Genomic DNA, 10,777 nt, shown 5'->3' with positions numbered 1-10,777 from the left:
GACTCGGTGCAGTGTCCTATGGAGCCCCGGCTGAAGGTCTGGTCGAGGTTGGCCGGCGAATGGAAACCGGCACAACTCGAAGAAACCGCCACCGAGGTCACCCTGGAGACGCTGGAAGAAAAAATCCACGGCATTCTCAAGGGCGAAGTCAAGGGGCGGGTTGTTGTGAAGTTGTGATTGGTGATTGGTGTGTCGCCTTGGCACATCACGAATCACGGTTATTTACCCTTCCAGCACACTCCCTACCGAACCGAAGAAAAACCGCTCGCCGAGGGCCGCCTGTAATTGGGCGGCCTTCGGCAGGCCGGTGCAATGTGAAACGCCCACCTTTTCCACCCGGTAATTATCCAGCGCTTTCAATGTTTGTTCGAACTGGTCGCCGTCGGCAAAACCCAGGTGGGTGCCGCCTAAAATGGCGTAAAATCCATCTCTCCCGGTTTGCTCCAGCACGTACTCCATGATGTTGACCAGCCCGGCATGGGCGCAGCCGAGGACCAGGATCAATCCTTTTTCAGAATCGACTGCCAGCGACAGGTCGTCGAGCAGCTCGTCGCGGGACGCCGCTCCGCCGCAGACCGCTGTCATCAGCGGATCGCCCTGCTCGAATTCGGTGTGGCGGGGGATTTCACCGGTCAGCCACAGCCCCTGGGCCACCTCGGTCATTTGTCGCGAGAGGACGAAGCGGGCCCCCAGGGACTCCAGGTGTTCCCGGCGATGGGGGATGCCGATGAAGCGCTCTTCCCGGTAGCGTTCGAGAAACAGGTCGGGGTGGCCATAGATGTCGATGGGTCCGGTCTGCTGCAGCACCGCCGGCAGGCCGCCGGTGTGATCGTAATGACCGTGGCTGAGCAGAATGGCCTTGATGGCGGAGAGGTCTTTTTTCAGGGTGACGGCGTTCTGGCGAATCCCGAAACCCTGGCCGGTGTCGAACAGGTAGTTTCCTTCGGGCCTCTCTACATGACAGGCAAAACCGTGTTCACCGATCAGCCCGGCCTGGGGGCGGACAGAGTTTTCACACAAAATGGTGAGACGGGTTGTCATCGTAGTTCCTTTCGGCATTCAAGCAAAAAACGACAATCGTTGCCACGGAGCCACCGAGGCACAGAGATGATGACTGGGAGACTGTCGCAAAATGTCATGAGATGGCTAAAATTTCAATCTGCAAGGCCTAGGAGCCTGTCGGGCTTTACATGAGCCGACTGCAAAATCGGCTGATTGGCCCATATCTCCGATACTTTTCGACAAATAGTCCAGCTATTCGCTCTCAAATTCTCGAATATCTGGTCTCAACCATCCAATTTTTCGTTGCGGCCCGCAAAGCCCGACAGGCTCCTAGTGGTTTTTCCGTGACTTGTTATTTAAGCACCCTCTGTGTCTCATTGTCTCTGTGGCTAACTTGTTTTTTGGGGCACCTCCGCCACCGGCCGCACGTAGCCGGCGCAGGTGCCGAGCAGCTTTTCGTGGATGGCATCGAGTACCTCTTGCTCGCCCTCGATACCGGCGCAGGCCTGCAGGTTGAGGGCCAGCGGCAGCAGCCCCGCCAGCATGGTGCGCAGGTTGCCGCATCCCCGCGGGCCACCGAAGGCTTCCGTCAGTTTGCGACTGAGGCCGCGGCCGATGACGAAGCCGTGCAGCAGCTTAAGCCGTTCGGCGGCGTGGATGCAGTCGCTGGTGGGCGCCCTGCGGAATTCGGCCCGGCTGTCGACGATTTCGAGGGTTGTCGTATCGGCAATGATTTCCACTTCAATATCGTGAATGCGGTCCTGCAGCAGGCTGCGCAGGGTCATGCGGCCATCGTCACCGGCCGTAATGCCGTAGCTGATGGTGCGCTGGAAATTCTCCATTACGTTGGGATGTTTCATTTTGCTCCTGTTTATCCAAATGGTGTGCAAGGCGATCCATGTATGTCCAAGGCGTCTCCGGATTGCCTATTTATCCCTTGTTCTTAAGTACTTCGAGGATTTCGATGTGGGCGGCCTGCCAGGCCGGGTAAGCTCCGGCGGCCAGTCCCAGCGCCACCGATCCCGCCAGGGAGCCGAGCACCAGCAGCGGTTCGATTACCAGCGGCAGCCCAGCGATCCGGCAGATGACCACCAGCAGCAGCAGGGCCAGGATCACCCCGAGGCCGCCGCCGGTGCCGGCCATCAGGGCCGCTTCAAACATGAACTGGCGGATAATGTCGATGCGGCGAGCACCGACGGCCCGGCGGACGCCGATTTCGAGGCGCCGGGTGCGCACCAGCAGGACCATGATCGAAAGGATGCCGAGGCCGCCGACGGCAAAGGAAATCGAGGAACTGATCAGCCCCAGGGTCTGCACCAGGTCGAGAGCCTGCTGCTGAACCTGCATGGTGTCGCGGGCGGTGAGCACGGAAAAATCATCGGCTTTTCCCGTGCCGAGGTCGTGCCGCTGGCGCAGGATCGCGGTGGCGGCTTCCTTGGCCGAAATATAGGCGGTGGGGGTGTCGAGCTGCAGGTAGACCCCGGTGATCCAGTCCTGGTTGGCGAAGCGGCGCAGGTAGGTCGATATCGGCACGAAGACCTGTTCGTCCTGATCGGTGCCGGAGATGTCGGCGCCCTTGGTTTCCATCACCCCGACCACGCGGGCTCCGGCGCGGTAGAAAAAGACCTGTTGCCCCATCGCTTTGGCCGCCGAGCCGAAGAGACGGTCGGCGATCTTAGCCCCCAGCACCACCACGCGCTGCCGGTCATTCTCTTCTTCGGTCGTGAAGAAGCGCCCGTGTTCGGGGGTGAAGTTGCGCACCAGCGGATAGTCGGGCCAGGTGGCGACGAGCTGGCAGGGGATCTTGATGTCGCCGGCCCGCACCGGCATGGTCGTTTCGACGAAGGGGACGCCCCGGACCACGGAAGGGACGCCGCTGATCAGGGCGCGGGCATCGCCGAGGGTGAAGGTGCGGGCCTCGTTGCGGGCGCGGGCCGTCCCCGTGCGGCGGAACGAGACCTGCCCTGTGCGGGCTACGAACAGGTTGGTGCCGAGCTTGGCCGTTTCGACCTCGGTCTTCTCCAGCATCGCCCGGGAGACGTGCTGCACCCCGGTCAGGGCCAGTGCACCGAGCAGCACCCCGATCATGGCCAGCGCGGTGCGCAGGCGGTGGGCGCGCAGGGAGGAGAGGGCTATTTTAAGGCTAAGAGGCATGGGTACATTTATCCCTTAAGCACCTCAATCGGCACCATGGCCGCCGCTTTTCTGGCCGGACGCAGGCCGAACAGGATGCCGATCGCCACGGACGACAGGGTCGAATAGGTGAAGACTCTCCACGAAAAGAGGATCTCCAGGATTCCGAGCCGCTCGAGCAGCTGCGCCATCCCCATGCCGAGCGCCATGCCGAACAGGGAGCCGAGCAGGGTCAGGGTGACCGCTTCGGCGAGCACCTGCAGCAGGATGGCGCTGTTTTTCGCTCCCAGGGCCTTTTTCAGCCCGATCTCCGATTTGCGCTCATCGACGCTGAGGTAAAAGAGGTTGGCCAGAACGAAGCCGCCCACCACGATGGCCACTGCGGCGGTGATCCCCAGAAAGAGCAGCAGCCCGCCCTTGAACATCGACAGGAACTTGAGAATCTCGTCGGCGGTCAGGATGCTGAAATCATCCGGTTGTCCCGTCTGTAGATTATGCTGCTTGCGCAGCAGGCTGGTCAGGTTTTCGACGTGAAAATCCATGTTGTCCGTCGAGGTGAACTTGACCCGCAGGGCGCGGAAATACTTGCGGTCGAGGTTGAAGCGCTGGGTCAGGGTGGTGATCGGCAGGATGATCCGTTCGTCGATGGAGCCACCGCCGCCGGAGAAGCCCCGGTAGGAGAGGCGGCCGATCACCTGGACCGGCAGCTTGTCGATATAGATGGTGCGCCCGATGGGCGAACGCTTGCCGAACAGCTCATTCGCCGGGGTGTCGCCGATCAGGCAGACTTTGGCGCCGCGCGCGATGTCCTCTTCGGAAAAATCCCGCCCCTCGGACAGCGGCCAGTTCCAGACATCGGCATAGCCGGCGGTAGCGCCGACGATGGTCGCTACCTGCATCTTGTTGTTTTCAAACCGCACCGGCAGGTTGTGCTGGGCCCGCATCGGCACCACCCGGTAGGCACCGGGGAGCGACTGGCGCAGGACCTCGGCGTCGTCGTAAGACAGGGTGTTGGTGCGCTGGCCGACGGCCCGGTTGCGGATGTCGCCGCCGAGAATGAAGACCGCGTCGGGCCCGAAGGAGTCGACGATTTCGTAGGCTCGGCGTTCGGCGCCATCGACGGCGGCGACGATGATGGTCAGCGAGGCAATCCCCAAGGCGACGCCGAGGATGACGAAACAGCTGCGCAGCCGGTGGGCCCAGACCGCGGTCAGCGCCATCTGCAGGATGCGCCACCAGAGGCGGGCGAGATCAGATGTTTTTGATGCGGCCATCATCGAGAAAGATCTTTCGTCCGGCGTAGTTGGCGGTCGCCTGGTCGTGGGTCACCAGGATGACGGTGCGCCCCTGGCGGTGGATGTCGCTGAGCAGGTCGAGGATTTCGCCGCTGGTCTTCGAATCGAGCTGGCCGGTCGGTTCGTCGGCCAGCAGCACCTGGGGATCGTTGACCAGGGACCGGGCAATGGCGACGCGCTGCTGCTGTCCGCCGGAGAGCTGGCCGGGCTTGAAATCCATGCGGTCGTCAAGACCGACCAGGGCCAGCAGCTCCTCTGCCCTGGCTTTGAGCGCCCGGCCCGGAATGTTGCTGTAGAGCCCCGGCAGCATGACATTTTCGCGGGCAGAAACGTAGGGGATCAGGTAGAAGGACTGGAAGATGAAGCCGACCATGCTGTTGCGCAGTTCGCTGAGCCGCTCGTCCGGCAGCTGCGATACATCCTGCCCGGCCAGCAGGTAGCGGCCGGCGCTGGGGCGATCGAGCAGCCCGAGGATATGCATCAGGGTCGACTTGCCCGAGCCGGAGGTGCCGAGCAGGGCGATGAATTCGCCGGGGGCGACCTGCATGGAGATGCCTTTGAGCACCTCGATCGGCTGGCCGGACAGGCTGAAGGTCTTGCTGATCTCCTCGAGGAGGATGACCGGATGCTGGCTCACGGTTTCTTCTTCCCGGCTTGTTGCGGCAGTTCGACCTGGGTGGCGACTTCGTCCCCCTCGGCCAGCCCTTCGGCCACTTCGCTGTGGGTCAACCCGGCCAGGCCGAGCTTTGGCAGGGTCCGGTCGATGCTGCCGTCCGTTTTCCGGAGAAAGACGACCTGGCTGCCGTCGACCCATTTGAGGGCGGCGTTGGGGAGCCTCAGTACGCCTTCGCGCTCCTCGACCACGATCTGCACCTGGGTGGTCATCTCCGGGCGCAGCAGCTCGGCCTGTTCCTGGTCGATGTTCACCAGGGCCCGGTAGTAGACGATGTTGTCGCGGATTTCCGGTTCCGGGTAGATGGTGGCGATGGCTCCGGCAAAAGTGCGCCCAGGGTAGGCATCGACCCGGAACTCCACCGGTTGACCTGCGCGGGCCAGGCCGACGTCGGTTTCATCGACGTAAATCCACATTTCCAGGCGGGTCGGGTCAAGCACCGTGACCAGGTTGGCCACTTGCAGCCCGGCGACAATCGTTTCCCCTTCCTGGGCGGTGACCTGGCTGACCGTGCCGGTGATCGGACTTTTGACGCTGGTGTAGGATATCCGGATATCAAGGGCGTTCAGGGCCGCCGCGGCTTGACTCACCGCCAGATTCGCCTTGCTGCGCTCCTGCACCGTGTCTTCCCGCTCGCGTTCCAGGGCGGACCGGCTCGCGCGGACCTGGCTGGCGTCGATGTCGGCCTGCTGCCGGGCCCTTTCCAGTTCATCGGCAGAGATGACCCGTTCGGCTACCAGGGACTGCTGGCGCCGGAAGTTGTTTTGCGAGTAGGCGGCGCGGGCTTCGGCCAACTCCAGGGCCGACTGGGCTTCGGCGATGCGCAGCGGGGAGACCTTTTCGAGCCGGTCCCGTTCGGCGCGGGCCGAGTTGAGGCGGGCGCGGGCTTCGTCGGCCTGGGCCACCAGTTCGCGGTTGTCGATACGGGCTATCAGTTGACCGGCCTCAACGCGGTCGCCGACCTTGACCAGCATGCGGTCGATGATCCCGGTGGCGCGGGCGCCGATTTTTATGATTCCGCCGACCTGGGATTTGATGATGCCGGTTTCCTCGAGCACCTTGCGTACCGCGCCGCGTTCAACCTTTTCGGTCGAGAGAATTCGAACCTGGTCATTTTTGGCTGAGGTTTTCCACCACAGGAAGGCGCCACCGGTCAGGGCGAGCAATATCACGGCAATGATGATTTTTTTCATGTCAGGTGGTTCCCAAAAGGCAAAAGAAAAGACCGTTCGGCTTGCCGAGCCGTTTACCGGCGACAAGCCGTACTTTATGTTTAGCAGAGTTTGTCGGCAAAGAGAACCGGTGAATTGTTTTTGCGGGAGGATGCGCTGACGCCTTAAACGCCAGCGGGCCACTTCATAAGGAAGTGGCCCGCTGGCAGGCTGTCGCTGGAGCGTGTTTTACAGGCCCCAGGTGAGGGTTTTCCAGATCCAGCCGCTGCGGCCGCTGTGGTCGCCGATCTGCAGCCAGTCTTCAGCCTGGTCCAGAACCATGAAGGCTTCGCCGCGCATCGCCTTGAATACCACGGGATGATCCTTTCCCGGCCCCTTGCGGACGTTGACGCCGTCGTTTTCAACCACGACGGTCTTGTCCTTGTTGACCAGGGTTTCGTGGATCCAGCCGAGGTTGCCCTGGAAATCTTTTACCTGGAGGTAGCGGTCTTGCGTTTTCTGCACGGCAAGAGGGGTGTTGATGGTGACGGTCTTGACGACCGAAGAAGCCCCCACCGACGGTTTGCTTCTGAGTTCGGCCTTGGAAACGGCAACAGTAACAACTTCGGCGGAAGCGGCACTTGCCAGCAGCAGAACCATGACAACGATCGCGAAAAATCTCATTTTGCCTCCCTTTGTCGACAGATTTCAAGTGGTTGGGGGGTAATCTAGCATTGCTGCGGGAAGCTTTTCAATGGTTTTTTTGAGAACGCTCATTTGCCGTTTCTTCCCGTGTGAGAAGAATGTAGGCCAAAACAGCAGCTTCGTCGGCGTTGCCGACAGCTTTCAGAAGGGGGTGCGGGCGAAATGACGCTTGGTCGCTTCCTGCAGTTTGCTGACCGCGTGAAACGCTTCCTTGAGCAGGTCCTGTTCGGTTTTCGAGAGATCGTAGGGGTTGAGATAGTGGCTTGGCGACAGGCCCGCCTCGATGCGGGAAATTTCGTTGCGCAGCCGCAAAAAGGTGAGCGCTTCGAAGGCGGCGCGGATGTGTTCGGCGGTCTCCTGGGAAAAGACGTTGCGCTTGACCAGGGCCTTGAGCCGGTCGAGGGTGGTCAGTTCGTGCAGTCCCTTCTCAAGGGCGAACATGCGGATGCAATCGACAATGTAGATGCTCCCGCCCTGCTTGAGCGAAAGCTCCCCCTTGTGGTCCCCCCCCTTGTCGAGGATGAAGCGGCCCAGCAGGCCGACCGGAACCTTGTAGCGCAGATCGAGGGACATCATGTGGTAGAGGAACGCCTGGAATTCGCGAATTTCGCGGTCGACGATGTCGCGCAGGTTCTGGGCCAGCCCGGAGTCGCCGGCCAGCGGGGTGAAGTCGAAAAAAATCGACGAATAACGCACCTTCTGCGGCTCCGGGTTGTTGACCCAATCGCTGATGCGGGCGTCCCAGTCCTGCACCCGGCCGCACCAGAGTGGGTTGTTGGCCATCACCTTGCCGGTGCACAGCGGGTAGCCGACCCGGTGCAGTGAGCTGACGATCTTGTCGGCGAAGGGAACGAAGAACGCCTGGATTTCCGGCAGCCGTTCATCGGGGACGTTTTCGTAGATAAAGCCGTTGTCCTGGTCCGGGTTGAGCAGCATTTCCCGGCGGCCGCCGCTCCCCATGAGCAGAAAGCAGTAGCGGATGTCGGGAACAACATGCCCTTCGGCGAGCATCTGCGCCATGCAGATGTCATACACCTGGCGGATGATGCCGTGGTGGATATACGAAAGGATTTCCATGACCTCAGGGGTCTGGCGGGTTTCCGAGAGAAGGGTGCGGGCGACGGTGACGATTTCGCGGCGGATGGCTGCCAGCCCTTCGAGGGACTTTTCCTCGCGGATATTGCCGACCAGCAGCATCGCCTTCTGGCTGCGAAAGCGCATCAGGTCGCGCACGGTCACTATGCCGACCACCTCGCCTCCATCAACCACCGGCAGATGCCGGAGCTGGTGGTTGAGCATGTAGGCCATGGCCTCGTACATGTAGGTCGAAGGCGGCATGGAATGCGGGCGCTGGTTCATGACGTCGGCGGCGGTCAGGCTGTCGGGAGTGCCCGCATCGAGCGCCAGGGCGTTGGCAACCAGGTCGCGCTCGGTGATGATGCCCAGGGGGACGTTGTTTTCATCGGCCACCAGCATGGTGCTGATCTGCTTCGAGATCAGGCGTTTGGCCACATCGCGAACGGTGTCCGTGGGAGCGCAGGTTTCCACCGGGGTGGTCATGATTTCGGAAAGGCGCTTCTTGAACGGATAGGCCTCCATGTGGGTGAGGGCCTGCTGGGTGTGGTCGGCAACGATTTCCTTGTAGAGTTTACGCACCCGGGAGTGGATAACGCGGGTGAAATAGTCGCTGATTTGCGGAAAGTCCTTAGCCGCCTGCCTGAGAATCGCCTCGGGAATCAGGTAGCAGTCGGTGCTTTTGACCGCCCGCGCCCCGCCGGTGTAGGGCTCGCCGGTAAACACCGGGGTGCCGCCGAAGAAGGTCTTTTCATTGCGGTAATCGACGACCATCTCTTCGCCGCCGGGGGCGGTCACGGTAATCTCGACCAGTCCCTCCCTGATCACGTAAAGGAAGCCGGTGGGCGGGTCGTTCTGCTGAAAAATATAGGTTCCGGCCGAAAACTTTTTCAGCACGGCGGTCGCGCAGATTTCGTCGCGGATGGCGTCCGGCAGGTGGCTGAAAGGTTCCGTCTCTTTGAGATGCGTGACTAGGGGCATCGAAGGATCCATGAAGGCAGTGGCCGAATCGTTCCGGCGGGTCGAGGGGCGGTTCGGCAGGATTCTGTAACTTTAATCTCTATCGGACGGCATGGCAAACGTTTTCTGCCCGTGTCCGTTGCGGAAAAGAAGTCAGGGGTTCGGCTCCTCGGGTTTGCCCTTCGGGGTGCGGTCGAGAAGCAGGGCGAGGACAAAGCAGAGGAGGCTGGCCGCCATCAGTTCGCCGATATGGACAAAGAAATTGCGGGTCATCATCAGGTCGACCCCCATCAGGACGATGCCGAAAATGCCGAAGAGCATGGCCAGACGTTTGCGGGTGAGCAGTTTGGGCATGGTGGACTCAATCGCTGGCCCCCTCCCGGCATAAGCCGGGAGGGGGCCTTTGGGGTGGTAAGCGGGGGCTGCTAGTGGGAGTAGCCGCTGCTTTTAGCCTGCGGTTCGTCAATGTGTCCCGGCAGGTTGTGCAGCTTGCGCAGGATGTTGTCGCTTTTGTCCGCCGTCTCTTCGGTCACCTTGTCGGCCATGATGTTGGAGACGATGATGTTGAGCAGAAAGGCGATCGGACAGACGATCAGGGCCGACGAGGTCGCCGGCAGCCAGCCTTCGGGGCCGAAGAACTCGATGTGCAGAATCCATCCGGCCATGGCCAGCAGTGTCATGCCGAGGCCCCAGATCATGCCGGCCAGGGCGCCGTACTTGTTGGACTTGGAGTACCAGATGCCGAGCACGACCACCGGGAAGATGGTGTTGCCGGCGATGGCGAAGGCCATGGCGACGATCTGGGCAATCAGCGCCGGTGGGTTAAGCGCGGTCAGGATGACGATGCCGCAGAGGATGGCGGTGAAGATGCGGCCGACCATCAGCGCCTGCTTGTCGGTGCAGTCCGGCTTGAGCACGGTGGCGTACCAGTCGTGGGCGATGGCCGAAGCCCCGGCCAGCAGCAGTCCGGCCACAGTGGAAAGCCCGGCGGCCATGGCCCCGGAAGCGAGGTAGCCGATGAAGGCTATCCCCAGGTTGGCTTTTTCAGGAGCCGACAGGATGATGACGTCGGCCACCGCCTTGGCCCCCATCGGGTTCCAGAATTTACCCATGGCGGCGTAGACCGGCGAAGACCAGTACAGCAGGCCGATGAAAAAGAGCCCCCAGAGGACCGATTTGCGGGCGACATCCTCATTCTTGACGGTGTAGAAGCGGATCATGATGTGGGGCAGGCCGGCGGTGCCGACCATCAGGGTGAAGACCAGGGCGATGAACTGGTAAAAGCTGCCGGCCCCCCAGGGGAGGTAAATCTGGCGGAGTTTTTCGGTGTCCTCGACATTGAGAGTGCCGCCGGCGACATGCCCTTCCATCAGGCCGGAGAGGATGCTGCCGTATTCGAGCTGCGGCAGGATTCCCGCGCCGCCGGCTTTCTTGATCAACACCCACAGCGGGATCATGAAGGCGGAGATCAGCACCACGTACTGGATCTGCTGGTTGCGGGTGACCCCCGCCATGCCTGAGATCAGCATGTAGGCGCAGACCACGCCGGCGGCGAAAAAGACGCTGGAGGTATAGCTCATGCCGAAGATCCAGCCGCAGATCAGGCCGATCCCCTTGAACTGGGCGGTGGAATAGGTGATGGCGATGATGACCGTGACCGAGGCGGCGATCAGCCGCACTGCATGGCAGTCATAGCGGTCGCCGAGGAATTCGGGGATGGTGTACTTGCCGAAGCGGCGGATCTGGGCGGCGATCAGGCACAGAAGCAGCACGTAGCCGCCGGT

10 protein-coding genes are annotated in these 10,777 nt (G+C 61.6%); all 10 read right to left on the bottom strand.

All coding sequences use genetic code 11. From position 1 onward, the window contains the following. Positions 1-222: 222 nt before the first annotated feature. Complete coding sequence (locus ABYV89_RS10380; protein WP_432822884.1) at positions 223-1,041, bottom strand: MBL fold metallo-hydrolase; 819 nt, start codon at positions 1,039-1,041, stop codon at positions 223-225. 350 nt (positions 1,042-1,391) lie between these two features. After that, on the bottom strand, positions 1,392-1,862 hold the full coding sequence (locus ABYV89_RS10375) for a DUF2889 domain-containing protein (RefSeq protein ID WP_432822883.1): 471 nt from the start codon (positions 1,860-1,862) through the stop codon (positions 1,392-1,394). Positions 1,863-1,932: 70 nt separating this feature from the next. Beyond that, positions 1,933-3,156 carry an ABC transporter permease gene (locus tag ABYV89_RS10370; RefSeq protein ID WP_432822882.1) on the bottom strand — a complete coding sequence of 408 codons (1,224 nt, stop codon included), beginning with the start codon at positions 3,154-3,156 and terminating at the stop codon, positions 1,933-1,935. Positions 3,157-3,164: 8 nt separating this feature from the next. Beyond that, entirely contained in the window at positions 3,165-4,409 is a 1,245-nt protein-coding gene (locus tag ABYV89_RS10365; protein WP_432822881.1) for an ABC transporter permease, read from the bottom strand. Then, positions 4,387-5,067 carry an ABC transporter ATP-binding protein gene (locus ABYV89_RS10360; RefSeq protein WP_432822880.1) on the bottom strand — a complete coding sequence of 227 codons (681 nt, stop codon included), beginning with the start codon at positions 5,065-5,067 and terminating at the stop codon, positions 4,387-4,389. The genes ABYV89_RS10365 and ABYV89_RS10360 overlap by 23 nt, the downstream gene beginning before the upstream one ends. Further along, complete coding sequence (locus tag ABYV89_RS10355; protein WP_432822879.1) at positions 5,064-6,296, bottom strand: efflux RND transporter periplasmic adaptor subunit; 1,233 nt, start codon at positions 6,294-6,296, stop codon at positions 5,064-5,066. The genes ABYV89_RS10360 and ABYV89_RS10355 overlap by 4 nt, the downstream gene beginning before the upstream one ends. Before the next feature lie 207 nt (positions 6,297-6,503). Beyond that, entirely contained in the window at positions 6,504-6,938 is a 435-nt protein-coding gene (locus ABYV89_RS10350; protein WP_432822878.1) for an SH3 domain-containing protein, read from the bottom strand. A gap of 162 nt (positions 6,939-7,100) precedes the next feature. After that, positions 7,101-9,014, bottom strand: a complete 1,914-nt coding sequence (locus ABYV89_RS10345; RefSeq protein ID WP_432822877.1) for a putative nucleotidyltransferase substrate binding domain-containing protein — start codon at positions 9,012-9,014, stop codon at positions 7,101-7,103. A 132-nt stretch (positions 9,015-9,146) separates the two neighbouring features. Beyond that, complete coding sequence (locus tag ABYV89_RS10340; RefSeq protein ID WP_432822876.1) at positions 9,147-9,347, bottom strand: hypothetical protein; 201 nt, start codon at positions 9,345-9,347, stop codon at positions 9,147-9,149. Positions 9,348-9,418: 71 nt separating this feature from the next. Continuing rightward, a partial coding sequence (locus tag ABYV89_RS10335; protein ID WP_432822875.1) for a sodium:solute symporter family transporter occupies positions 9,419-10,777 on the bottom strand: 1,359 nt, incomplete at its 5' end.

Source organism: Trichloromonas sp. (genome assembly GCF_041583255.1).
Taxonomy (GTDB): domain Bacteria; phylum Desulfobacterota; class Desulfuromonadia; order Desulfuromonadales; family Trichloromonadaceae; genus Trichloromonas.
This window is presented reverse-complemented; position numbering and strand designations above follow the sequence as displayed.

What these genes read in the sequence shown, in the direction of transcription:
- ABYV89_RS10365 (WP_432822881.1), bottom strand. Translation starts at nt 4,409, where the DNA reads ATGGCCGCATCAAAAACATCTGATCTCGCCCGCCTCTGGTGGCGCATC.
- ABYV89_RS10350 (WP_432822878.1), bottom strand. Translation starts at nt 6,938, where the DNA reads ATGAGATTTTTCGCGATCGTTGTCATGGTTCTGCTGCTGGCAAGTGCC.
- ABYV89_RS10355 (WP_432822879.1), bottom strand. Translation starts at nt 6,296, where the DNA reads ATGAAAAAAATCATCATTGCCGTGATATTGCTCGCCCTGACCGGTGGC.
- ABYV89_RS10370 (WP_432822882.1), bottom strand. Translation starts at nt 3,156, where the DNA reads ATGCCTCTTAGCCTTAAAATAGCCCTCTCCTCCCTGCGCGCCCACCGC.
- ABYV89_RS10380 (WP_432822884.1), bottom strand. Translation starts at nt 1,041, where the DNA reads ATGACAACCCGTCTCACCATTTTGTGTGAAAACTCTGTCCGCCCCCAG.
- ABYV89_RS10345 (WP_432822877.1), bottom strand. Translation starts at nt 9,014, where the DNA reads ATGCCCCTAGTCACGCATCTCAAAGAGACGGAACCTTTCAGCCACCTG.
- ABYV89_RS10375 (WP_432822883.1), bottom strand. Translation starts at nt 1,862, where the DNA reads ATGAAACATCCCAACGTAATGGAGAATTTCCAGCGCACCATCAGCTAC.
- ABYV89_RS10340 (WP_432822876.1), bottom strand. Translation starts at nt 9,347, where the DNA reads ATGCCCAAACTGCTCACCCGCAAACGTCTGGCCATGCTCTTCGGCATT.